This is a genomic window from Sphaerisporangium sp. NPDC005288 (genome assembly GCF_040607475.1).
In the GTDB taxonomy this organism is placed as follows: domain Bacteria; phylum Actinomycetota; class Actinomycetes; order Streptosporangiales; family Streptosporangiaceae; genus Sphaerisporangium; species Sphaerisporangium rhizosphaerae.
The window spans coordinates 115,153-139,387 of record NZ_JBEXGT010000006.1 but is presented as its reverse complement, the minus strand read 5'-3'; the positions used below and the strand labels follow the sequence as shown (position 1 = coordinate 139,387).

The following is a 24,235-nucleotide window of genomic DNA, read 5'->3' as shown; positions in this document are numbered from 1 at the left end:
CGGCGCTTGGACCCGGCTCTGCGCATGGCCGACCGCTTCCTCCATCTCTGCCCGCCGCTCCTCGAGGTGTGCGGCGCCGGCGGGGGCGGCGTCCACGGCGAGGTGACGCTCGGAGCGAGGACGACAGCTGAGGAGAGGCGTTCAGCTCCGGTAGAGGCGCTCGGCGTACTGGGCGCCGTAGTAGCGCTCCAGCTCCGCGAGGCTCTCCTCGGTCGGCTGGATGGCCTTGACGATCTGCGCGTGCGGCGGCAGGACGCCCGGGTCCCAGGTGGCGGGCTTCCAGAGCGACGAGCGCATGAACGCCTTGGCGCAGTGGAAGAAGATCTGCTCGATCTCCACGACGAGGGCCAGTTGCGGCCGGTGTCCCTTGACGACCATCTGGTCGAAGAACGGGGCCTCGCGCAGCAGGCGGGCGCGGCCGTTGATGCGCAGCGTCTCGTTGCGGCCGGGCACGAGGTAGATCAGGCCGACGTGCGGGTTGGCCAGGACGTTGAGGAAGCCGTCGGCCCGGCGGTTGCCCGGGCGCTCGGGGATGGCGATCGTGGTGTCGTCCAGGACGAGCGTGAACCCGGGCGGGTCGCCCTTCGGTGAGACGTCGCAGGCGCCGTCCGCGTCCGCCGTGGCGATCAGGCAGAACGGGGAGGCCGCGAGCCACTCCCGGTCGAGCTCGTGCAGGGCCGTGCGCTCCTTGGTGACCGCCCGGGGCATCACCTCGCCGAGCAGCGCGCGCAGCTCGGCTTCGGAGGTGACCTCGGCGTATCCCTCCCGCGAGGCCCGCGTGCCGGACGCCGCGCCGGACGCGCGCCCGATGGCCTCCTCCAGCCGGTCGGCCGCACAGGCGGCCCCGCTCTCCTCGACGTCCTGGACGTTCTCCGGCACGGTGTCCCCTTCCGCTACCCGATCATGACCGAGGTCAGCCTATTTCATCGGTCTTAAACGCTTTTGCGGGGGTCGTCACCCTTTGCGTCACTTCCAGCGGAAGTAGACGAACAGGCGGCCGTGGTTCTTGGCGTCCTTGTCGATGCGGTGGTAGAGGGCCTTGACCTCCTTCTGGTCGAGGAAGCGCAGCACCTTCTTCTTGAGCTGGCCGGACCCCTTGCCGGGGATGATCTCGACCTCGGTGGCCTTCTTCTGCACCGCCTCCTGGATGATGCCGCGCAGCGCCCGGTCGATCTCGCCGCCCTTGTTGTAGATGTCATGGAGATCAAGCTTCAGCTTCACGCCCGTGATTGTACGCGGCCCGCTTTGGAACGGTCCGCTAACTGCGACGATCACAGCATTTAACCGTTCCATGTCCACATTTGGTCAGATATTGCTGCTGATCGGGGCTTACCACGATCTAGGCGGAAAAGTGGCGCGCATCTAGACTCCGTCTGAGTTCGGCGACCCGGAGACGGCTCGCCGGCCAGTGTCGCCCGACGGGGAGGGTGGGGTCCTTTCCCGTGCGCACGGGTGACGCGACTCCTCCATGCCCGCCGGGCGGCGAGTCCAGGTGGTTCACCAGGAGGTGTCGTGCCACGCAAGCCCCTTCCCACCCTCTTATCCCGGTCGCGCCGCGTCGCGGCGGCCGGAGCGAGTCTCGCGGTCATCGCGGTGATGAGCCCGGCCGTACCGGCGTCCGCCGATCCCTCGCCGAGCACGGCGACGGGCTCGGCGAGCCCCGCGACCGGTTCGACCAGCAAGTGGAAGGCCACCGCGCTGACCCCGGCCGACCGCGTCCAGGGGGCCAGGTCCCCGAGCGGCAAGCTGGCCAGAAGTGACGCATCCCTGTTCGGGGCGACGTCGGCCAAACCCGTCAACGTGGTCGTGAAGCTCGACTACGACTCCCTCGCCGCCTACAAGGGCGGAGTGGACGGGCTCAAGGGCACCAGCCCCTCGGTCACCGGCAAGAGCCTGGACGTCACCAGCACGGCGGCCAAGCAGTACGAGAAGCACATTGAGGGCGTCGAGAACGCCTTCCTCGGCGAGCTCGGCAGGCGCCTCCCCGGCGCCAGGGCGGGCCAGAAGCTGCGCACCGTCTACGGCGGCATCGCGCTCAGCGTCCCGGCGAACAAGGCCGCCGACCTGCTGAAGCTGCCCGGCGTGGCCGCCGTGCAGAAGGACGACCTGCAGCACCCGCTGACCGACGCCAGCTCCGACTTCATCGGCGCCCCCACGATCTACAACAAGCTCGGCGGCACCAACTCCTCCGGCAAGGGCGTCATCTTCGCCAGCCTGGACTCGGGCGTCTGGCCCGAGCACCCCTCCTTCGCCGACCCCGGCGGCCTGCCCGCTCCCCCGCCCACCAAGGACGGCACGCCGCGCGTGTGCGACTTCGGCGACAACCCGCTGACGCCCGCCGCCGACCCGTTCGTCTGCAACCACAAGCTGGTCGGCGGCCGGCCGTTCATCGACACCTACAACGCCGTCTACGGCGGCGAGGTGTACCCCGACAGCGCCCGCGACTCCAACGGGCACGGCACCCACACCGCCTCCACCTCGGCCGGCGGGCCGGTGGCGGACGCCAACCCGCTCGGCATCAGCCGCGGCCCGATCCACGGCATCGCCCCCGCGGCGGCCGTGTCGGTGTACAAGGTCTGCGGCGCCGAGGGCTGTTTCTCCTCCGACTCCGCCGCCGCCGTGGGCCGCGCCATCCTCGACGGCGTCCGCGTGATCAACTTCTCGATCTCGGGCGGCGCCGACCCCTACAGCGACCCGGTCGAGCTGGCGTTCCTGGACGCGTACGCGGCCGGGGTCTTCGTCTCCGCCTCGGCCGGCAACGCAGGGCCCGGCGCCGGGACCACCGACCACGCCTCGCCGTGGGTGACGACCGTCGCCGCCTCCACGCAGACGCGCACCTTCCGCTCGACGATCACGCTCAACGGGACCGGCGGCGCCAAGGCCACCATCTCGGGCGCCTCCATCACCCAGGGTGTCACCACCGCCCGGCCCGTGGTGTCGGCCGCCGCCCCGCCGTACTCCGACCCGTTGTGCCTCACCCCGGCGCCTCCGGGCCTGTTCAGCGGCAAGATCGTCGTCTGCCAGCGCGGCCCCAACCGGGTGCTCAAGGGCTTCTCGGTCCGGCAGGGCGGCGCGGCGGGCATGATCCTCTACAACGCGACGCCGCTCGACGTGATGACCGACAACCACTGGCTGCCGGCCGTCCACATCGACCAGCCCGAGAGCACGACCCTGCTGAACTTCCTGGCCGCCAACCCCGGCGCGACGGCGTCGTTCACCCAGGGCGCCAAGACCACCTGGCAGGGCGACGTCATCACGACGTTCTCCTCGCGAGGGCCGGCCGGCGACTTCCTCAAGCCGGACGTCACCGCGCCGGGTCTGCACATCCTGGCCGGGCAGACCCCGACGCCGGAGTCTCCGCTGGAGGGCCCGCCCGGCAACCTCTACCAGGTGATCGCCGGCACTTCGATGTCGTCGCCGCACGTGGCCGGGGCCGGCGCGCTGCTGTTCGCGCTGCACCCGGACTGGACGCCGGGCCAGGTCAAGTCGGCGCTGGAGACCACGGCCAAGACCGCGGTCACCAAGCAGGACCGGGTCACCCCCGCCGACCCGTTCGACTACGGCGGCGGCCGCATCGACCTCACCAAGGCCGGCGACCCGGGACTCACCCTGGACGAGACGGCGGTCAACTACGCGGCCTCGGCGGCCGACCCGCTGAACCGCATCGACCTCAACGTGCCGTCGGTGAACGCGCCGGTCATGCCCGGCATCATCACCGCCAAGCGGACGGTCACCAACGTCACCGACAAGACGCTCACCTACACCGCGACCGGCACCGCGCCCAGCGGCGCCAACGTCACGGTGCTGCCCCCGCTCTTCAGCGTCAAGCCCGGCAAGAGCGCCAAGCTGACCATCGTGGTCACCGCGCCGGACCTGCCCGAGGGGCAGTACTTCGGCCAGGTGAACCTCAAGCAGGTCGGCGGCTCGCGCGACCTGCACCTGCCCGTCGCGTTCTACCGCAAGGAGGGCGTCGTGCCGGTCGACCAGACCTGCGCGCCGGCCACCATCGCCAAGAACACCGGCGAGTCCACGTGCACGGTGACCGTGGAGAACACCACGCTCAAGGACACCGAGGTCACCGCGCTCAGCACCCTGGACGCGCGGCTGCGGCTGAACGGCGTGACCGGCGCGACCAAGGTGGGCACGCAGATCGCCACCACCAAGGCCACGCTGGCCGGGCGGCAGCCCGACCGCCCGTCCATCGCCCCCGGCGCCAGCCCGGCGGGCTACCTGCCGCTGGACGCGTTCGGCATCGCGCCGACCCCGATCGGGGACGAGGAGTCGGTGAACTTCAACGTCCCGGCCTTCACCTACGCGGGCAAGAGCTACACCCGTATCGGCGTGGTCTCCGACGGCTACAGCGTCGTGGGCGGCACCAACGGGTCGGCGGACGTCTCCTTCAGCCCGCAGACCCTGCCCGACCCGGCGACGCCGAACAACGTGCTGGCGGCCTACTGGACCGACCTGGACGGCGGCGGCGCCCCCGGCGTCTACGCCGGCACGCTGACCGACGGCGTGTCCACCTGGCTCGTCATCGAGTGGCGCGTCCACCTGTACGGGACCTCGAGCCTGAAGGTCTTCCAGCAGTGGATCGGCGTCAACGGCGCCGAGGACATCACCTACACCTACGACCCGTCCAACCTGCCCGGTGACCCCGGCGCCTCCTACGGGCTGACCGTGGGCGCCGAGAACTCCGACGGCACGGCCGGCGCCCAGATCTCCGGGCCGCCGACCGAGGACTACCGGGTCAGCAGCACCCCCGGCGCCCCCGGCGGCAAGCTGACCTACACCATGAAGGTCAAGGGCGTGAGCTCCGGCGTGGGCTCGGTCACGACCGCCACCTCCACCGACGAGGTGAAGGGCATCACCATCGAGGTGGACAAGATCACCGTGCAGTGACCCGGTCGCCTCGGTGCTCACTCAGGTGAGCACCGAGGCGATCTCGGCAAGGGCCCGGTCTCCTCCGCACGGGGCCGCGTGCGGAGGAGACCGGACGGTCGCGGGCGGCGGGCCGTTCGTCAGACGAAGTTGACGTCGCTGCAGAAGTAGTAGTTCTGGTCCGCGTGTGAGGCCTTCCAGATCGTGTAGATCACGTGCCGGCCGGTGCGGGACCCGCGCGAGATGTTGTTGATCATGTAGGTGTTGGCCTGCGCGTACCTGCCGGTCTCCCGGACCAGTTCCAGGTTGTTCCAGCCGAGCGGCGTGGTGAGGGCGTTGTAGCCCTGGCGGGTGATGTAGACCCTGATGTAGTCCGCGCCGTGGGCGGCCTGGTCCATCAGGTTGATGTTGAACGTGCTGCCCAGGTTGGTCATCTTCCACGCGCCGGGCCTGTCCATGGAGCGATAGCGGCCGTTCTCGGTCAGACCGGCGCTGCAGAGCTGGCCGTTGGGGATGACGCCCTGGTGGTTGCCGGCCACGTTCTCGCGGTAGAGCCCGTTCCAGTTCCACATGGCGTTGACGTTGTCCTGCCACGCCTGCCAGCACATCGGGTCCTGCTGCTGCATCGAGGGGTTCTGGAAGTCGTTGCCCCAGCGCAGCCAGCAGCCGTAGTTGCGGGAGGCGGGGTTGACGACCGACCCGTGCGCCGACGCGGTCCCGGTGAAGGGGACCGAGGACAGCAGGACCGCGCACATCAGGACGGCCAGCGCGCGCAGGGCGCGACGGGGTGAGCGAAGAATGCGGTGGGACATCGTGCGGTCTCCGTGTTCCGGTCGGGGGGATTCCGGGGAAGGGGAGCGCTCCCGCACCCGCGACGCTATCTGACGCCCCACCCCCACACAAACGACCCGGGCAGGTCAACCCCGGACTGACCAGCGAAGATCGCCCTATTAGTTTGGCGACCAGCCGAAAGACGCGGCCCCACGGCCATCGGCCCCCCTGAAAATTTCAGCGGGCCGGCTCAGAACCGCCGGAGGTGCACGGCCTTGATGGACGCCTCCAGAATGTCCACGCCGGCGTGCAGTTCGTCCTCGCTGATCGTGAGAGGCGGGGCGATGCGGAAGATGCCGCCCATCCCCGGAAGCTGGACGATGTTCATGTGCAGCCCCCGTTCGAGACAGGCCGAGGTGACCGCCTTGCCCAGCGCGTCGGCGGGCGCCTTGCTCTTCTTGTCCTCGACAAGCTCGACCCCCTGGAGCAGGCCCCGGCCGCGGACGTCGCCGACCACCTCGTACTCCTCGCGTAGCGCCAGCAGCCGCTCGGCGAGCAGGCCGCCCAGCGTCGCGGCACGCCGCGGGAGGCTCTCGCGCTCGATGACGTCGAGGACCGTCAGGGCCACGGCGGCGGCCAGGGGGTCGGAGACGTGGGTGGTGTAGAACAGGAAGTCCCGGTCGTGGCAGACCTGCTCGATCTCGGCGGTCGTGACCACGGCCGCCACCGGCAGCCCGGCTCCCAGGGTCTTGGACAACGTCAGGATGTCGGGCGCGACCCCGTCGCGCTCGAACGCGTACATCAGCCCGGTGCGGCCGAGAGCGGTCTGCGCCTCGTCGAGGATGAGCAGCATGCCGCGTTCGTCGCACATCTCTTTGAGGCGGCGCAGATACCCGGGCGGCAGGTCGATGATGCCGCCCGAGGACAGGATGGGCTCGATGAGGCAGGCGGCGAGACTGCCGGCGGACTGCCGGTCGACCAGGGCGAAGCCGTAGTCGAGTTCGGCCTCCCAGTCGTGCGACCCGTCGGAGGACCGGAACGGCGAGCGATAGGCGTTCGGCGCGGGCAGCGCGAGGTTTCCCGGCATCGGGGGACCGTAGCCGCGCCGCCCGGCGGAGAAGGTCGCGGCGGCGGCCCCCTGCGTCATGCCGTGCCAGGAGCGGTCGAATGAGACGATCTCGAAGCGGCCGGTGGCGAGCTTGGCCATCTTGATCGCTGCCTCGTTCGCCTCGGCTCCCGTGGTGAGCAGCAGCATCTTGGCGAGCGACTCGGGCAGGGTCGCGGTGAGCCTGCGGGCCAGCTCCAGCACCGGAGCGCTGAGCATGCCACTGAAGAGGTGGTCCAGCGAAGCGACCGCCGAGGAGACCGTCGCCACGATGTCCGGGTGGGCGTGGCCGAGGATGGCGCTCATCTGCCCCGAGGTGAAGTCGAGGATCGCCCGGCCCTGGCGATCGTAGACGTACGCACCGGCGGCACGCTCGATGACCCGTGGGGTGAAGCCGCCTCCGTACCGGACCAGAAGGCGGTCCGCATCATCCCAGAACGCCGAATCCATGCCAACCCTCTCACCGCGTCCGAAGACGACGCGGGATCTTCCCCTCCACGCCGTCCCCGATCGCGAAACTCGCAACCAGCGAACGAACACGACGCATCATCCTCTTCGGCGGCGTCGGCCGCATCAACGGCTCACCTCTTGGCGCCGGGCGGGCGTCGTCGTTCGGCGGTGACCAGGAGGAGGACGACGAGGGCGAAGGCGGTGAGGACGGTGCCGGTGCGGATGAGGTTGAACATCTCCCACCGGTCGAGGACCGCGGCGTACCCGGGCGGCGGCGAGGTGACCGCCCACTTCTCGATCAGCGGGTGGAGGGGGACGTTGCCGAACCGGGTGATCAGGAACGTGGTGAGCACCAGCGCCGCCGAGGCCGCGGCCAGCAGCCTCGGGACGCCGGCGGCCATGACGGCCAGCGCCAGCGTGCTGAGCAGCGTCAGCCCCATCAGCGCCTGCATCACCACGCCGTTGACCTGCATCAACGCCGCGTGGAAGGTCAGGCGCACCGGGACGGGCACGGCGTGGAAGGCGTAGACCACGTTCACGACGCCGTAGCCGAAGGCCCCCGCGAGCAGGCCCGTGGTGACGGCGGTCAGCGCTTTGACGAGTCGGAAAAGCACGATTGGAAGCTCCTGCCGAGATGATGTCGCCCGGACGGCGATCGTCGTCCGAGCGGCGATCGTCGCCCGTCCGGCGCCCGCCCGTCGTCCGGCCGCGGGAGATGCCCCGGTACGCCCCGGAGCGCACGGGCCGGCGGATGTACCACGGCGGGAGTAGGCCGGGTTACGCCCTGAAGCGGAGGAGGCGGGGCGCGGCGGGCTCTACCGTGCTGGGATGGGGTTCGCGCACGAAGGCCGGGCACCGGCCGTGTCCTCCGGGCGGCCGTGGCGCCCGCTCGCGATCGACGTCCTGCTCGCCGCCGTGGTCACCCTGCTGTCGGTGGCCGACGCCGTGTCGCTCCCCCGCGCGGAGCCACTGGACTACCTGATCCTGCTGGCCGGCACCTGCTCCGTCGTGGCCTGGCGCAGGGCTCCGGCGGCCGCCCTGGTCGTCGCCACGACGTTCATGCTGGTCTACGCGCTGCGGACGCACCCGGGGCCGTCGGCGGCCTTCCCGGTGCTCATCGCGGTGTTCGCCGTGGTGCGGTCGGGCCGCCGGATCCTGCCCGCCGTCGCCGGCGCCGCGTTCCTGCTCGGCATCGTGGCCGACAACGTGCTGACCGCCCCCGTGCAGGACCGCCAGCACCTCAACCAGTCCGCCGTCCTGCTGCTCGGCTGGTTCCTCGCGGCCGGCGTCGGGGGGACGGTCACCCGGCACCGCCAGGCCTACCTCGAACAGGCGCGGCAGCGGGCCGCCGAGGCCGAGCGCACCCGTGAGGAGGCCGCGCTGCGGCGTGCCGGGGAGGAGCGCCTGCGCATCGCCCGGGAACTGCACGACTCGCTCACCCACAGCATCTCCATCATCAAGGTTCAGGCCGGCGTGGCCGTCCACCTCGCGCGCGGGCGCGGCGAGGAGGTTCCGGAGGCGCTGGTGGCCATCCAGGAGGCCAGTGGCGAGGCGATGCGCGAGCTTCGCGCCACCCTTGAGGTGCTGCGCGACTCGGCCGGGGACCCGCCCGGCACCGGGCTGGACCGGCTGGACGACCTGGTGGCCCGGGCGCGCTCGGCCGGCCTGCCGGTCACCGTGGAGATCGCCGGTGAGCCCCGCGCGCTGCCCGCCGGCGTCGACCGGGCCGGCTACCGCATCGTCCAGGAGGGGCTCACCAACGTGACCCGGCACGCCGCCGGGCACACCGGCGCACGGGTCCACGTGGGCTACGGCCCGGCGGCGCTGACCGTGCGGGTCGAGGACGACGGCGTCCCGCCGGCCGGCCCGCCGCCCGTGCCGGGCGTGGGACTGATCGGCATGCGGGAACGGGTCGCCGCCCTCGGCGGCCGGCTGCACGCCGGGCCCCGCCCCGGCGGCGGCTTCACCGTCCGCGCCGAACTTCCCTTGCAGGACCGCCCGTGAGCGGTTCCCGCGCGGCACCTCCCGGGCCGCCCCTCCCTCCGCGGGACCGCCCGTGATCCGTGTGCTGCTCGTCGACGACCAGGCGCTCATCCGCGCGGGTTTCCGCGCGCTGCTCGCGCCCGAGAAGGACATCGAGGTGGTGGGCGAGGCCCCGGACGGCAGGCAGGGCGTGGCCCTGACCCGTGAGCTGGTCCCGGACGTCGTGCTCATCGACGTGCAGATGCCGGTGATGGACGGCATCGAGGCGACGTGGCGCATCGTGGCCGACGAGCGGCTGCCCGGCGTGCGCGTGGTGATCCTCACCAACTTCGGGCTGGACGAGTACGTGTTCGACGCGCTGCGCGCGGGGGCCACCGGGTTCCTGGTCAAGGACGCCGACCCCGCCGACCTGCTGCACGGCATCCGCGTCGCGGCGCGCGGGGACGCGCTGCTCGCCCCGTCCATCACCCGCCGCCTGATCGGCGAGTTCGTCGCCCGCCGCCCGCGCGCGGTGCCCGCCGGGCTGTCCTCGCTCACCAACCGGGAGCGCGAGGTGGTGGCGCTGGTCGCGCGGGGCATGACCAACGACGAGATAGCCGCGCACATGGTGATCAGCCCGCTGACCGCCAAGACCCATGTGAGCCGTGCCATGGTCAAGCTCCACGCCCGCGACCGCGCCCAGCTCGTCGTCTTCGCCTACCAGTCGGGCCTGGTCACCCCGGACGGCACGGCCTGAGCACGGCCTGAGCACGGCCTGAGCACGGCCTGAGCACGGCCTGAGCACGGCCTGAGCACGGCCGGACGGCTGGCCGGCCGGCCTGCGCGCCGTCCGTCAGGAGGTGAGAGGCTTGGCGAAGCAGCGGCTGTTCTCGCTGTTTCGGTAGTGGCCGAACTTGACGCAGAGTTCGTAACCGCTGGAGGCGTAGAGCGCGATCGCCTCGGGCTGGGCGTCGCCGGTCTCGAGCACCATGCGCGTGCGCCCCGCGGCGCGGGCGTCGGCCTCCAGGTGGGCCAGGATGCGGCGGGCCAGGCCCCTGCCGCGCAGCGCCTCCACCACGTACATCCGCTTGATCTCGGCGTCGCCGTCGGAGTAGTTCTCCTGGTCCGCCTCGTCCCGGGCGCGCCAGCCGCCGGTGGCGACGGGGAGGCCCTCCTCGTCGTAGGCGATGACGTACAGGCCGTTCGGGGGCTCGAACATCGAAGGGTCCAGCGGCGTCGCGTCGCCGTCGCTCTGGTAGCGGCGGCCGTACTCGGCCTGTACTTCCTTGTTCAGCCTGACCGCGTCCGGGTGGTCGAACGAGACACGGCGAATCTCCACTGAGGCGCCTTTCTGGGGGACGAAACGCTCGCGGCAAAAATACCGGCCGGTCGGCGGCGGCCCTGCGCCGGGGCGCATGCGGACGGGGACCAGGCGGCCTCGGCGATGAGCGGACCGCCGAGACGGATGAGCGGACCGTCGAGACGGAGGGCGGGAGCGGCGATCCGAAAGCTTTCGGGTCTTTCACCGCCGTTTCAGCAGAACAGGTGTTCCTTAAGCGGTTAATCGGGGCGAAACGTTCCTGATGTTTGTTGACACGTTTCAAGGGTCTTCTCACAATGAGTCCACATCTCGGCCCCATCCCGTACCAGCCGGGCGAGCGACGGTGAAACCGCAGCTCACCCGCGCTTTCGCGCGCCCGCGCGCACCCCCGGCACGTCCTTGGCTTGATCTAGGAAGGGATCAAGTACGTGAAACGATTCCTCAGGGCCCTGCTGGCCCTCGCGATCGTCCCCGCCATCGCGGCGACCTCGATCGTGCTCACCAGGCCGGCCTCGGCGGCCTCGCTCACCCGGGTGACGAGCTTCGGGAACAATCCCACCAACCTGAACATGTACATCTACGTGCCGGACAACGTGGCACCCCGGCCGGCGCTGCTGGTCGCGATCCACTACTGCACCGGCTCGGCGTCGGCCGTCTTCAACGGCTACGCCCGCGACTACGTCACCGCGGCCGACCGATACGGGTACGTCATCGTGTTCCCCGAGGCCACCCGCAGCGGGCAGTGCTTCGACGTCTACTCCCCGCAGGCGCTCAGGCGCGGCGGCGGCAGCGATCCCGTCGGCATCATGTCGATGGTCGACTACGCCAAGCAGCGCTACAACGTCGACCCGGGCCGCGTCTTCGTCACCGGCTTCTCCTCCGGCGCGATGATGACCAACGTCATGGCCGCCGAGTACCCCGACGTCTTCGCCGCCGGCTCGGCCTTCATGGGCGTGCCCGCCGGGTGCTTCGGCACCACCGACGGGTCCACCTGGAACAGCCAGTGCGCCAACGGCCAGATCACCAAGACGGCCCAGCAGTGGGGTGACCAGGCCCGCGCGATGTACTCCGGCTACAGCGGCTCCTACCCGCGCATGCAGTTGTGGCACGGCACCGCCGACGACACGCTGCGCTACCCGAACTTCGGCGAAGAGATCAAGCAGTGGACCAACCTCCAGGGCGTCGGCCAGACCCCGGTGTTCACCACCACTCCGCAGTCGGGCTGGACGCGCACCCGCTACGGGTCCAACCTCACGCAGGCCCCCGTCGAGGGCATCAGCGTCCAGGGCGTCGGCCACTCGCTGCCGCAGAGCGGCATGGTGCAGTACGCCATCGACTTCCTCGGCCTCAACGCCGCCGCACCCACGCCCACACCGACCCCGACTCCCACCCCCACGCCCACCCCCACTCCGACGCCCACCCCCACTCCGACGCCCACCCCGACTCCGACACCGACCCCGACTCCCACGCCGACCCCCACTCCCACGCCGACTCCGACTCCCACTCCGGGCGAGCCCGGCACCACCCTCGGCGCCGCGGCGGCCCGGACCGGCCGGTACTTCGGCACGGCCATCAGCGCGAGCAAGCTGGGCGACTCGCAGTACACCACGATCGCCGGCCGCGAGTTCAGCATGGTGACGCCCGAGAACGAGATGAAGATCGACGCCACCGAACCGAACCAGGGGCAGTTCAACTTCACCAACGCCGACCGGGTCTACAACTGGGCGGTGCAGAACGGCAAGCGGGTGCGCGGCCACACCTTGGCCTGGCACAACCAGCAGCCCGGCTGGATGCAGTCGCTCTCGGGCAGCGCGCTGCGCCAGGCGATGATCAACCACATCAACGGCGTGATGGCCCACTACAAGGGCAAGCTCTACGTGTGGGACGTGGTCAACGAGGCCTTCGACGACAGCAGCGGCGGCCGGCGGGACTCCAACCTGCAGCGCACCGGCAACGACTGGATCGAGGTCGCCTTCCGCACCGCGCGCGCGGCCGACCCGGACGTGAAGCTCTGCTACAACGACTACAACATCGACAACTGGACGTGGGCCAAGACCCAGGGCGTCTACAACATGGTCAAGGACTTCAAGTCCCGCGGCGTGCCGATCGACTGCGTCGGGCTGCAGTCGCACTTCAACAGCGGTAGTCCCTACAACTCCAACTACCGCACCACGATCTCCAGCTTCGCCGCCCTCGGCGTGGACGTGCAGATCACCGAGCTGGACGTCCAGGGCGCGTCGGCCACCACCTACGCCGCCATCGTCAACGACTGCCTGGCGGTGTCCCGCTGCGCCGGCATCACGACCTGGGGCGTGCGTGACAGCGACTCCTGGCGCTCGGGCGACACCCCCCTGCTGTTCGACGGCAACGGCAACAAGAAGGCCGCCTACACCTCCGTCCTCAACGCGCTGAACGCCGCGGGCGGCCCCGGACCCGACCCGACGCCCACCCCGACGCCCACGGTGACCCCCACCCCGACGCCCACGCCCACCCCGACGCCCACGCCGGGCACCGGGGCGTGCTCGGCGACGATCAGCACGGTCAACAGCTGGCCGGGCGGGTTCCAGTCGACGGTGACCGTCACCGCGGGCTCCTCGGCGGTCAACGGGTGGACCGTGCAGTGGACCTGGCCGGGCGGGCAGACCATCAGCAGCCTTTGGAACGGCACGCAGACCGTGTCCGGGTCCAGCGTGACCGTGCGCAACGCCTCCTACAACGGCTCCATCCCGGCGAACGGGTCCACGACCTTCGGCTTCACCGCCAACGGCTCCGCGGCCACCCCCACCGCCACCTGCACCAGCCCCTGACCCATCGACCAGGCGAGTCCGGCCGGCGTCCACGCCGGCCGGACGGCCGTTCCCCCACACGACCGTTTCCACCACGGTGGCACAGCGGTTCCCGACCCCGGCACGACTACCACCGCGTCAGCACAGCGGTTCCCGACCCAGCATGACGATCACCCCCTCGGCACAGCGGTTCCCGACCCCCGCACGACGATCACCGCCTCGGCACAGCGGTCACCGACCCGGCACGACCTCTCCACCAACTCTGCACAGCCGTTCACGTCGCTCCCGGCGCGACCGCGACCATGGCGGGCGGGTCACAGTCGCGTCCGGGCCTCCTCGATCTGCCGCAGGATGGCCTCGGCGCCGGCGGCCTCGGCGATCGCCGAGGCCTCGTCGAGGAGCGTGAGCGCGTCGTCGCCCCGTTCCTGCCCGGCGGCGACGTAGGCCAGCCCGACCAGGTTGGCGGCCACGCCGGGCAGGAAACCCGCCTCCCTGCGCAGCCGGGTGGACTCCTCCAGCCGCTCGCGCGCCACCTCCAGGCGACCGGCCATGTGCTCGGCGAAGCCGAGGTGACGCAGCGCGTACGACATCGTCAGCGCGTCGCCGGCCTCGGCCGCGAGCGCGCGAGACCGCTCGAACCAGACCACGGCGGCCTGCAGATCGTCCAAGACGACCTGGTGGCAGGCGCCGACCCAGAACAGCGCCTCCGCCTCGCCCCGCACGTCCCCGAGCCCGTGGTACAGCTCCACGGCCCGCTCGAACAGCGCCATCTCCTCGGCGCCGGTCAGGGCCGCGGCGTCCGGCGACTCCTCGCCGCGCCGGTCGACGAACCGGGCGTGGAGCACCTTCCCCCGGGCCAGCGCCAGGTCGGCCTCCATCGCGTCCAGCAGGCGCTCGACGCTGACCAGCGCATCCGCGTCCCCGCCGAAGACGGCCCTGTCGTACAGCGCCCGCGCCCGCTCGACTCGATCTTCCACGCTCATAGGTAGCCAAGTGTCGGGCCCCTCCGCCACACGCGCAACAGCAACCGTCCGCGACGCCTCCTGCGCCGCCACGGCGACGCCGCCGGGCAGGTCCTCACACACGGACGAGCGCGCGACCGGGCGGGCGCCTCAGGCGTGGCCGAGCCGGTGGACGGCGTACGCCTGGACGGCGCGCGCCAGCCAGGACGGCAGCTCCGGGTCCTCGGCCGCGACGATGGCGCGCTGTTCGGGATTGTCCTGGATGAGCTCGCCCAGGGCGTGGTAGGCGGCGGCGTCCGCCGGCCACAGGGCGCGCACCGCCGCGTAATGCCCGGCCACCAGGTCCAGTGCCTCCGGCGCGTCGGGGGCCACGCCGCGCCGGCGCGCCGCGGACAGGCGTGCCAGCAGGCGTCGTCCCTCGTCGGCGGCGCGCTCGTACTCCCGCCTGGTCCACTCGCTCGTGGAGCGCTCGGCGACGGCGACCTGCGCCTCGGCCTTCGCGCCGTACCGGGCCCGCAGGTCCTCGCGCAGGCGGCGCCTGCCCTCGGCCAGGCCGGTGAAGAAGTCCTCGTCGCTGATCGGCCGCTCCCCCGAAAGGCCGGCGATCGTACGGTCGACGGTGTCCAGGATCCGGTCCAGGCGGTCGCGCTCGGCCGCCAGCCGCTCGCGGTGCCCGCGCAGCGCCACCAGCTCGTCGGTCTCGCCGTCCAGGGTCGCGGCGATGAGGTCCAGCGGCATTCCCAGCTCCCGCAGCAGCATGATGCGCTGCAGGCGCAGCAGCTCGGGGCGCCCGTACCAGCGGTACCCGTTCGCCGAGACGCGGGCCGGCCGCAGAACGCCGATCTCGTCGTAATGGCGCAGCGCCCGGGAGGAGATGCCCGCCATCTTGGCGACCTGGCTGATCGAGTGCTCCATGCCGCGAAGGTTAGCCCTCCGCCCCGATACCGGCGCCGTCGCTCACCGGGGCTCATGCCACCCTCGCCCATGGCCGGCGCCTGACCCGGCGAGCGTTCGGGACGGCGCGCTGTTCATGGGTTGACCTTCTCGTTGCGTCAACTTCTACCGTCGGGCGCATGAGCGCGCACCAGCCCTTCACCATCAGCGGCGTCCGCGTCTTCGACGGCGGCGACGTCATCGCGGCGACCCATCTGCGGGTCGTGGACGGGCGCGTCGACGCGGTCGGCGACGCCGCGATCGCCCGGCCCGGCGACGCCCTGGTCCCCGGGAACGACGGGACGCTCCTGCCGGGGCTGATCGACGCCCACGTTCACCTGCTGCCCGGATGCACCCAGCTCGCGGCCCTCTTCGGCGTCACGACGGTGATCGACCAGTTCAGCAAGCCCGAGGTCATCTCCCCCGAGCTGGCGGCGGTCGCGGCCTCGGAGCAGGGCGCCGGGCCGGTCCGCGCGGGCCTGCGCACCTCGGGCATCGGGGCGACCGCACCGGGCGGCCACCCGACGCTCGCCTACGCCCCCATCCCCTACGTGACCGGGCCGGCCGACGCCGAGCCGTTCGCCGAGGCCCGGCTGGCCGAGGGCGCCACCCACCTCAAGGTCATCCACGACGACGGCTCCGGCGCCATGCTCGACATCCCCTCGCTGGACCCCGCGACCATCGAAGCGCTCGTCGGCGCGGCCCACCGACGCGGCCTGCCGGTGGTGGCGCACGTCTCGACGGCGGCGGGTGCGGTCACGGTCGCGCGGTGCGGGGTGGACGTGCTGGCGCACGTGCCCTTCGACCGCATGTCCGACCGCGAGATCGGTGAGGTGGCCCGCACCGGCGTGGCCGTGATCACGACGCTGTCGGTGATCGACGGCTTCCCGGGCCCGGACGGCGTCATGCCGCTGCTGGCCGAGCCCGCGCTCGCCGCCCGCCTGACGCCCCGGTGGCGCAAGGTGCTCACGGCCCAGTCGAGACGGTGGATGCCTCCGCACCCGCCGGACGGCGCCGCGGCGCGGTACAACGCGGTCGCCCTGCTGGAGTCGGGGGTGCGGCTGCTCGCCGGCACCGACACCCCCAACCCGGGGCTGGTGTTCGGCGCGAGCCTGCACCGCGAACTGCGGCATCTGGCCCGGGCGGGCCTGCGTCCGGCCGAGGCGCTGGCCGCGGCCACCTCCGTCCCCGCGGAGGTCTTCGGCCTCGCGGACCGGGGCAGGCTGCTCCCGGGCCGCCGGGCGGACCTCGTCCTGGTCGACGGGGACCCGACGACGGACCTCGCCGCGACCGGGTCGCTCCGTCAGGTGTGGGTGGCGGGACGGCCCGCCGACCCCGGCGCCTACGCCGGGAGCGCCGTCGAACGCGAGGGCGTCGCCTGGCTCAGGGACTCCAACGAACGGATCATGGAGGCGATCCGTCGGACGTGGCCGGACGTCCCGGCGCCGGAGGAGGTCCGCCGCGACGACGGCGAGGTGCTGGGACGGCTGGTCCCGACCGCGGGCGGCTGGCAGGCCACCACCGTGTTCGGCGCGCCGCTCGGAGAGGTCACCGACCGGGATGGGGCGCTGGAGACCCTGCACGAGACGGGGCTGGCCTGCCTCGCCGAGCCGTGGTGGGTTCAGACGATGGACGACACCCGCCGGCGGGAGGCCCTGCTGGTCGAGGTCCGCCCGCACCGCGTCCGCCTCCGCTGGACCGACCCGCTGCTCGACCAGCCCCCCTCAGGCCGGTGGTACGACCTGGCCGACATCGACCTGTCCCAGCACCGCCCGGTCACCTCATCCCACCTGGAGGAGGTCGGCGATGGCGGCGATGCCGGCTTCGATGGCGGGTTTCGGGGTGTCTCCGAAGCCGAGGACGAGGCGCGGGGCGGCCGGGGGCGCCGCGCGGTGCATCCGGGCCATGCCGTAGAGGCCGACGCCGCGCCGCCCGGCCTGCCTGACCAGCTCGTCCTCGTCGGCGCCTGCGGGCAGGTGGAGAACGGCATGGAAGCCGGCGGCGAGGCCGGTGACGCGCAGCGCGGGGGCGTGGGCGGCGAGGGTGGCCAGCAGGGTCTCTCTGCGGGCGGCGTACTCGGCGCGGGCCCGTCGCAGGTGCCGGTCGTAGCGGCCCGACTCGATGAGCGTGAGCAGCGCGAGCTGGTCGAGGGACGGGCTGCCGCGGTCGGCGACGCGCTTGCCGCCCGCCAGCGCGCCGAGCAGCCGTTCGGGGGCGATCACCCAGCCGAGGCGCAGCGCGGGCGCGAGTGACTTGCTGACCGTCCCGAGCGAGACGACGCGGTCGGGCGCGAGCCCCTGGAGCGAGCCCACCGGATCGCGGTCGTACCGGAACTCGGCGTCGTAGTCGTCCTCGACGATCACGCCGTCGCGGCGCCGCGCCCACGCGATCAGCTCCTGCCGGCGGTGCCCGGCGAGCACCACGCCGGTCGGCCACTGGTGGGCCGGGGTCACCAGCACGGCCCGGGCCGGGGTGCGATCAAGCGCGGCGACGTCGAGCCCGTCCGCGTCGACCGGGACGGGCACCGCGGCCATCCCGGCGGCGACCGCCTGCTCGGTCGTCGAGACGCCGGCCCCCGGGTCCTCGAAGGCCAGCGTGTCCACGCCGTCGCCGGCGAGCACGCGCAGGACGAGCCCGAGCGCCTGGGCCATGCCGGTGCAGACGACGACCTGGTCGGCGGTCGCCGCCACCGCCCGCACCCGCCGCAGGTAGGCGGCCAGCACCTCGCGCAGCCGCGGCTCGCCGATCGGGTCTCCGTAGTCGAAGGCGGAGTTCGGGGCCGTGCGGCAGACCTCCCGGACCGCCCACGCCCAGTCCTCACGAGGCGCGAGGCGAAGGTCGGGGACGCCGTGCCGGAAGTCGGCGACCGCGTGACGGGGCCGGGCCGGCCGGCTCGCCGGCGACGGCGCTCCCGGGCGGACGACCGCGCCCGCCGCCACGCGCGTGGCCGACCCGGGCCTGCTGGTCAGGTAGCCCTCGGCCTGCAGCTGCGCGTAGCAGTCCTGGACCAGGCCGCGCGACAGCCCCAGGGCGCGGGCGAGCTCGCGCGAGGACGGCAGCCGCTCGCCGCCGGCCAGACGACCACTGCGGACCGCGTCGCGCATCTGGTCTTCGAGCTGCGAGCGGAGCCCGGCGCCGCTGTGCCGGTCGATCGTGACGAGTAGTTCAGGACCCGAAGCGGCCCACTCCACGGGCATGGAACTGGACCTTATCACTGGCCCAGTTGCCGCATAGCGTTCTCAGCATGACCACTGACCTTCGCCCCCGCACCCGGCCGGCCCGCACCGGGCTGGTGTCCCGGGCGCTCGTGCTGCGCTTAGTCTCCATCGTCGGCTCGTCGATCGGTTTCTACCTCCCGCTGTCGGTCGTGCCGCTGTACGCGAAGCAGGCCGGTTCGGACGGCAGTGCCGGGCTGGCGACGGTCGCGCTGCTGCTGTCCACCGTGGCCTGTGAGCTGGTGACCCCCCGGCTGATCGTCCGGCTCGGATACCGGTGGGCGCTGACGCTGGGGCTGTTCCTGCTCGGCGCGCCGACCATCGTCCTCACCATGAGCGACGGCATCTGGGTGATCGTCCTGGTCAGCGTGGTGCGCGGGGCCGGTTTCGCGATCGCCGCCGTGGCCGGAGGGGCGGTCACCGCCCTGCTGATCCCGGCGGACCGGCGCGGTGAGGGGCTCGCGCTCGTTGGGATCGTCAGCGGGGCGACCAGCATGCTCGCGCTGCCCGCCGGCGTGTGGATGGCGGCCCACTGGGGTTACTCCCCTGTTTTCGTCATGACGACGGTGGCCACGCTGCTCGCCATGCTGCCGGTGGCCGCTCTGCCGAGGCGCGCCGCGACGGCGCAGGCCGGTGATCACCACGGCGTGGTCGCCGGTCTGCGCAACCCGGCCCTGACGAGGCCCGCGACGATCTTCGCGGCGTCGACCGCGGCAGTCGGGGTGCTGGTCACCTTCCTGCCGCTCGCCACCTCCGGGCAGCCGGCCTGGGTCGCCGCGAGCGCGTTGCTCGCCCAGCCCGCGGCCGCCACCCTGGCCCGCTGGGTCGCCGGACGGCTCGGCGACCGCCACGGTTCCGCGTTCCTGCTGGTTCCCGGGCTGGTGCTGTCCGCCGCCGGCATGGCCGCGATCGCCGCCACCGGCACACCGTCGGCGGTGATCGGCGGGGCGCTGGTGTTCGGCCTCGGGTTCGGCGCCCTGCAGAACGCGACGCTGACGCTGATGTACGCCCGCGTGCCGTCTGGCGGCGAGAGCGCGGTGAGCGCGATCTGGAACGCCGCCTACGACCTCGGCATGGCCGCCGGCGCCCTCGGCGCCGGCCTGGTCATCGCCTCGATCGGCTACCCCCTGACCTTCGCCCTCACGGCCGCCGCGATCCTCCCCGCCCTCAAAGTCGCCCACCGCGACCGCCGCCCATGAACGGGGCCTTCAGATGCCGCGTGACGGAGGCGACGGTGAAGGGCGCCCACGGGCGCCTCCGTCTGGAGAGCCTCTTCTTGAGTTCTCACCCTCCCCAGGCACTGACCCGGTCCAGCAGAGCGATCTCGTCGTCGGCGAGCCGCAGGGTCAGGTACGGCAGCAGGTCGGCGAGCTGGGCCGGGTTGCGGGCTCCGGCAAGGGGAACGGCGACGGTGGGCTGGGCGACGAGCCAGGCCAGCGCGACCGCGGCCATCGTGGTGTGATGCGCCGCGGCGACCTCTTCCAGGGCGGCCAGTACGGCCGGGCCGTTGCCGTCCAGGTGAGCGCGGGCCTGATCGGCGCGGGGACTGTCCACCCTGGGTCCGCCGGGGCGGTACTTGCCGGTGAGGAAACCACGTGCCAGCGCGACGTAGGGCAGGCAGACCAGTCCGGTCCGCGTCACGGTGGGCGCGAGGTCCCGTTCGTAGGTCTCGCGCTGCACCAGGTTGTATTCCGCCTGCAAGGCGACGTACCGGGCGAGCCCTTCGCGGTCCGAGGTCTCCAGTGCCGCCGACAGCCGCGCCGCGGTGTAGTTCGACGCCGCGATGTACCGCACCTTGCCGGACCTGACCAGTTCGTCGAACGCCCCGAGGGTCTCGGCCAGCGGGGTGTCGGGGTCGTCCACATGCGCGTAGTACAGGTCGATGTGATCAAGCCCGAGCCGCCGCAGTGAGTCATCGGCGGCGCACCGGATCGTCTCCGGCCTCAGGCCGTCGAGCCCCGGGAGCGCACCCACCTTCGTGGCGATCACCATCTGGTCCCGGTTGCCGCGGGCCTTCAGCCAGCGGCCGATGATCGTCTCGGACTCACCGCCCCTGTTGCCGGGCACGCGGAAGCCGTACATGTCCGCGGTGTCGACGAAGTTGCCACCCGCCCCGGCGAAGGCGTCCAGCACGGCGAACGAGGTCCGCTCGTCCGCCGTCCAGCCGAAGGGATTGCCGCCCAGGCACAGCGGTGACACCTCCAGATCGCTGCTTCCAATCTTCATGGCCGCAACGCTAAAGGTCTACAGGGAACCATCTGGTGCCCTGCGGAGGTCAGCCTCCGTCGGCGTCCGCGAGTTCGCCGGCGTGTTCCTCGGCCCAGCGGGCGAGCACCGACACCGGCTCAAGGAGGCTTTCCCCCAGGGCGGTCAGCCGGTACTCCACACCCGCGGGCGCGGTGGGCAGGGTCCGCCGCTCCACCAGGTTGCCGCGCTCCAGCTTGCGCAGCGTCTGGGTCAGCATCTTGTTGCTGATCCCGCCGATCCGGTCGCGCAGCTCGGTGTACCGCAGCGGACCACGTCCGAGCCCGAACACCACGACGACGGACCAGGCATCGGCCACCAGATTCAGGGTGGTACGAGCCGGGCAGTCGGCCAGGAACACGTCGGATCTCATGCCTGCTCGCCGGCCGTTGTGGTGGAGAGGCGATCGCATCCGAGTTCCATCCCCCCGCGGGGATGATCACTGCTCTTGCCCATCCTCCGATCGTACTGAGATGGGCTCCGCGCCACCCTTTCTGAACGGTGATCGTGCGTCGTCAACACGGCCGGGTCCCCGGTGTCACAGGGCGATGATCTGCCATTCCTGGTTGGCGCCGCTGTTGCCGCCCCATTGGATGACCCGGGCGCCGTCGGCCGTGGAGCCTCCTTCGACGTCCGCGCACAGTCCGTTGCCGACGTTGACGAGTTGGTGGTAGCCGCTTGTGGCCGCGGGGACGAGTTTCCACCGCTGGTTGGCGCCGTTGTTGGCGGTCATCTGGACCAGGGCGGCCCCCTGCGTGGCGTTCGGGCTGGTGAGAACCTTGCCGCTGCCGACAGCGGCCAGCCGGACCGAGCCGTCGGCGTTCTGCGACATCTGCCACTGCTGGTTGGTCCCGCCGGTCCAGGGCCACTGGACGATGGCGGCGCCGTCGGCGGTGGAGCCGCCGTAGACGTCCAGCACCTTCCCGCTTTTGCGGTTGACCAGGCGGACGACGCCGGTGGACGGGCCGCCGCCGCCCAGCTCGACGGTGATCTGGGTCGTGGTGCCCGCGGTGAGTGACACCTGCCGGGCGTGGCCGCCCAAAGGTGACGCGGTGACGCCCGCGCCGGTGGTGATGGAGGTGATCCCGCGCCGGCAGATGAGCGTCACGGTCTGGGTGATGTCGGAGACGACGGTGGCGGTGACGGTTCGGGCGCTGATATCCCAGGTGAGCGAGTCGATCCGGATACGGTTGCGGCCGCGCACGCCGGTGATCGTGCCCTTGGTGAACTGATCGGGCAGCGCGGGCAGCAACTCCAGGATGCCGGGCCTGGTGTAGATCAACGCCTCGGCGAGGATCGCGGGCAGGGAGTTGGCGGCATCGGCGTTGTAGATCGCCAGGTTCGGATTGTGCGAGGTCATCAACGACCGGAAGACCATGTTGTTGCCCAGGATCTTCCGTAGGTTGCCGTACACGCCGGCGCCGTCCTTCAGCCGGGCCCGGGCGAGGCTGCGGTGGATGGCGCCGTGGGCCTCTCCTGACTCGTCCCCTCGCAGATCAAGGGCGCGGCTCGCGTAGCGGATAAGGTCGGGCTTGTCCTCGGGGTTGATCTCGTGCAGCGGCCAGAGGGGGTACATGTGCTGCACGTGACGGTGGTTGTACCGGTCGGTCAGGCTGGGCCACGACCATTCCGCGAGCGCTCCGTCGCCGTTGATCCGGTAGTCGGGCATCTTGGCCAGCAAGGCGGTCCAGCGTTGCACGCCCTGGCCTGCGCCCTGCTCGGTGCCGAGGAAGTCAGCGGCCTCGATGGCGGCCTGCAGCGCATGCTTGCCCGCGGCGATCTCGCCGGTCGCGTTGATCGACAACTGCCTGCCGGTGTTGCCGGGGCTGTTCTCCATGGAGAAGCAGGGCACGAAGATGACCTTGCCACCCGCGTCGGTGCGGGTGAGGAAGTCCTCATAGAACAGGGCGAGTTCGATCAGGACCGGGGCGAGCCTGGTGCGGTAGAAGGTGGCGTCCCCGGTGACCTGGTAGTACTCCAGCAATGGATAGAGCAGCCAGTCGGCGCCGCCGATCCAGGTGTGGCCGGGGAACCCGCCGTCGAAGTGCAGCATCTTGCCGTACTCGCCGTCGGTCCGGGAGGGAGCGAGCAGGCCGCGGGTGCCGTAAAGGTTCCTGGCGTTGGTGCGCCAGTCGTTGATCTGGCCGAGGATCAGGGTGAAGTAGCCGTCCATGGCTTCGGTGAGGGACAGGATGTTGCCGCCGGCGACCTGGAAGTTGACGTTGGCGTCTGTGGTGAAGTCGCCGGCCCACGCCGCGTCCCACGCGCCCGTCCACAGGCCGGTCAGCCGCGGCGGCAGTACGCCGCTGGAGGACAGGAACAGGTAACGGCCGGAGTCGTACATCCGCTCCAGCAACGCCGGGTCGATGACGTTGCGGTTGGAGTTCTGCCGCGCGATCAGCTCACTGGTCGACAGTCGCCGGTCGGCGGCGCTGACGTTGAGGTCGAGGCGTGAACGGTCGTACAGCGGGGTGTGCAGGGCGGTGTGCCGCGCGAGCAGCGCCGCGTAGTCGGTGTTCAGCGCGGCCAGTGCCGCGTGCAGCGGTCTGGCGTCCCACGCGGTGGAGGACTCGTAGCGGTCGAGTCGGGTCAGCAGCACGAGTTTGGTCGCCGCGGCCACGACGATGGCCGACCCGCTCACCCGAACGGAGCCGCCGGACGCGACCACCCGGGTGACGCCCTCATAGCCGAAAGCCCCCTGGCCGGCGGGGTACCTCCCCCTCAAGTTCAGGTAGCCGTCACCATTGTCGACCGTGGCCAGGGTGGTGAAGCCGACCGACCCCGGCACGCCGCTCAGGCCCGTGTTGACGCTGAGCGTGGTGTCGATCGTCCGGCCCGGCGCGGGAGAGAGTTCGTGGACGATCACCCGGTCGGCTCGGGAGACGAAGGCCCGGCGCGTCCACGCGCCGTTGCCGTCGGTCCACGTCGAGGTCACCTCACCGGTCCTGAAGTCGGTGATCCGGGCGTAGTCGCCGGCCGCCGTCATCCCCGGAGTGCTGATCTGCAGCTCATAGCCCGGATGGAAGGTCTGGGTCCAGCGCAGCGACCAGCCGGAGGTGAAGTCGCCGGTGGCGCCGTTGAAGTCACCGGCGAGCGCCTTGTCCCTGACTCCCGCCAACCGGCCCGACAGCACCGGCGGTGTCACATTACGGGTGCCGTTGGGCATCACGAACCGGTGATGGGTGAAGACGATCTTCTCCAGGGTGGGCGCACCGTAGAACATGGCCCCGTACTCACCGTTGCCGGTCAGGAAGGCATCGGTCCAGCTCGTCGCGGCGGCCGTGTCGTAGATCCCCCGCTGCGGCAGTGACACCTGCGGCGGGACAGCGGCGGCCGCCCGGTCGGCGAAGATCGCCGGAGGCAGCGCGGCGGCACCGACGGCCGCCGCGGTGGTCGCGATGAAACGCCGGCGGTTCAGCGGCATGTTCATAGAAGCTCCTGGTGACGAGCCGGGGGTGATGGTCGCGGCCACGCGCCGTCCTTGCCGCCACGGCTCACCGCCTTGGCGGTGGCCGTCGTTCGACGAGGCATCTTGATGCGGAGCACTCGGTCAAAGGTGCCTCCGACGGCAGGACACCATGCGGTTATATTGAACAGACATCCCATGA

General features: G+C 71.6%; 17 protein-coding genes and 1 pseudogene. 6 read left to right on the top strand and 12 right to left on the bottom strand.

The window, feature by feature from the left end:
* Positions 1–141 precede the first annotated feature (141 nt).
* Together ABZU32_RS08520 and ABZU32_RS08515 are read right to left on the bottom strand one after the other, a co-directional pair.
* Entirely contained in the window at positions 142–810 is a 669-nt protein-coding gene (locus ABZU32_RS08520) for a pyridoxamine 5'-phosphate oxidase family protein (RefSeq protein ID WP_354846512.1), read from the bottom strand.
* A 156-nt stretch (positions 811–966) separates the two neighbouring features.
* Positions 967–1,221, bottom strand: a complete 255-nt coding sequence (locus ABZU32_RS08515; RefSeq protein ID WP_354846233.1) for a Smr/MutS family protein — start codon at positions 1,219–1,221, stop codon at positions 967–969.
* A 291-nt stretch (positions 1,222–1,512) separates the two neighbouring features.
* Here ABZU32_RS08515 and ABZU32_RS08510 point away from each other — a divergent pair, with 291 nt between their 5' ends.
* Positions 1,513–4,899, top strand: a complete 3,387-nt coding sequence (locus ABZU32_RS08510; RefSeq protein WP_354918986.1) for a S8 family serine peptidase — start codon at positions 1,513–1,515, stop codon at positions 4,897–4,899.
* Positions 4,900–5,018: 119 nt separating this feature from the next.
* Here ABZU32_RS08510 and ABZU32_RS08505 read toward each other — a convergent pair whose 3' ends face one another.
* The 3 genes from ABZU32_RS08505 to ABZU32_RS08495 all read right to left on the bottom strand — a co-directional run bounded on the left by ABZU32_RS08505 (position 5,019) and on the right by ABZU32_RS08495 (position 7,818).
* Positions 5,019–5,690: a lytic polysaccharide monooxygenase auxiliary activity family 9 protein gene (locus ABZU32_RS08505; protein WP_354918983.1), complete on the bottom strand. Its 672-nt coding sequence runs from the start codon at positions 5,688–5,690 to the stop codon at positions 5,019–5,021.
* 209 nt (positions 5,691–5,899) lie between these two features.
* Positions 5,900–7,204: an aspartate aminotransferase family protein gene (locus ABZU32_RS08500; protein WP_354918980.1), complete on the bottom strand. Its 1,305-nt coding sequence runs from the start codon at positions 7,202–7,204 to the stop codon at positions 5,900–5,902.
* 131 nt (positions 7,205–7,335) lie between these two features.
* The gene (locus ABZU32_RS08495) at positions 7,336–7,818 is read right to left on the bottom strand and encodes an anthrone oxygenase family protein (protein WP_354918978.1); all 483 of its coding nucleotides are present in this window, start codon (positions 7,816–7,818) and stop codon (positions 7,336–7,338) included.
* A gap of 214 nt (positions 7,819–8,032) precedes the next feature.
* Here ABZU32_RS08495 and ABZU32_RS08490 point away from each other — a divergent pair, with 214 nt between their 5' ends.
* Both ABZU32_RS08490 and ABZU32_RS08485 read left to right on the top strand, forming a co-directional pair.
* On the top strand, positions 8,033–9,208 hold the full coding sequence (locus tag ABZU32_RS08490) for a histidine kinase (RefSeq protein ID WP_354918975.1): 1,176 nt from the start codon (positions 8,033–8,035) through the stop codon (positions 9,206–9,208).
* Between the two features lie 52 nt (positions 9,209–9,260).
* Positions 9,261–9,923, top strand: coding sequence for a response regulator transcription factor (locus tag ABZU32_RS08485; protein WP_354918972.1), 663 nt, complete (start codon positions 9,261–9,263; stop codon positions 9,921–9,923).
* 96 nt (positions 9,924–10,019) lie between these two features.
* Here the strand turns inward: ABZU32_RS08485 and ABZU32_RS08480 are convergent, their stop codons facing one another.
* The gene (locus ABZU32_RS08480; protein WP_354918969.1) at positions 10,020–10,505 is read right to left on the bottom strand and encodes a GNAT family N-acetyltransferase; all 486 of its coding nucleotides are present in this window, start codon (positions 10,503–10,505) and stop codon (positions 10,020–10,022) included.
* Positions 10,506–10,915: 410 nt separating this feature from the next.
* Here ABZU32_RS08480 and ABZU32_RS08475 point away from each other — a divergent pair, with 410 nt between their 5' ends.
* The gene (locus ABZU32_RS08475; RefSeq protein ID WP_354918966.1) at positions 10,916–13,294 is read left to right on the top strand and encodes a PHB depolymerase family esterase; all 2,379 of its coding nucleotides are present in this window, start codon (positions 10,916–10,918) and stop codon (positions 13,292–13,294) included.
* A 293-nt stretch (positions 13,295–13,587) separates the two neighbouring features.
* On the opposite strand, the gene ABZU32_RS08470 is transcribed toward ABZU32_RS08475, so the two are convergent.
* The gene (locus ABZU32_RS08470) at positions 13,588–14,256 is read right to left on the bottom strand and encodes a hypothetical protein (protein ID WP_354918963.1); all 669 of its coding nucleotides are present in this window, start codon (positions 14,254–14,256) and stop codon (positions 13,588–13,590) included.
* A gap of 129 nt (positions 14,257–14,385) precedes the next feature.
* Positions 14,386–15,150 carry a MerR family transcriptional regulator gene (locus ABZU32_RS08465; protein ID WP_354918961.1) on the bottom strand — a complete coding sequence of 255 codons (765 nt, stop codon included), beginning with the start codon at positions 15,148–15,150 and terminating at the stop codon, positions 14,386–14,388.
* A gap of 158 nt (positions 15,151–15,308) precedes the next feature.
* On the opposite strand from ABZU32_RS08465, the pseudogene ABZU32_RS08460 reads away from it, so the two are divergent.
* Positions 15,309–16,484 (top strand): annotated as a pseudogene (locus ABZU32_RS08460) (amidohydrolase family protein); the annotation flags it as partial.
* A 465-nt stretch (positions 16,485–16,949) separates the two neighbouring features.
* Here ABZU32_RS08460 and ABZU32_RS08455 read toward each other — a convergent pair.
* The gene (locus tag ABZU32_RS08455) at positions 16,950–18,365 is read right to left on the bottom strand and encodes a PLP-dependent aminotransferase family protein (protein ID WP_354918958.1); all 1,416 of its coding nucleotides are present in this window, start codon (positions 18,363–18,365) and stop codon (positions 16,950–16,952) included.
* Positions 18,366–18,412: 47 nt separating this feature from the next.
* On the opposite strand from ABZU32_RS08455, the gene ABZU32_RS08450 reads away from it, so the two are divergent.
* A complete protein-coding gene (locus ABZU32_RS08450) occupies positions 18,413–19,582 on the top strand; it encodes an MFS transporter (RefSeq protein WP_354918954.1) in 1,170 nt (389 codons plus the stop codon).
* A gap of 85 nt (positions 19,583–19,667) precedes the next feature.
* Here the strand turns inward: ABZU32_RS08450 and ABZU32_RS08445 are convergent, their stop codons facing one another.
* The 3 genes from ABZU32_RS08445 to ABZU32_RS08435 all read right to left on the bottom strand — a co-directional run bounded on the left by ABZU32_RS08445 (position 19,668) and on the right by ABZU32_RS08435 (position 24,057).
* Positions 19,668–20,609: an aldo/keto reductase gene (locus ABZU32_RS08445; RefSeq protein ID WP_354918951.1), complete on the bottom strand. Its 942-nt coding sequence runs from the start codon at positions 20,607–20,609 to the stop codon at positions 19,668–19,670.
* 49 nt (positions 20,610–20,658) lie between these two features.
* Positions 20,659–21,000, bottom strand: coding sequence for a helix-turn-helix domain-containing protein (locus ABZU32_RS08440; protein ID WP_354918948.1), 342 nt, complete (start codon positions 20,998–21,000; stop codon positions 20,659–20,661).
* Positions 21,001–21,165: 165 nt separating this feature from the next.
* Positions 21,166–24,057: a glycoside hydrolase N-terminal domain-containing protein gene (locus tag ABZU32_RS08435; protein WP_354918945.1), complete on the bottom strand. Its 2,892-nt coding sequence runs from the start codon at positions 24,055–24,057 to the stop codon at positions 21,166–21,168.
* Positions 24,058–24,235 lie beyond the last annotated feature (178 nt).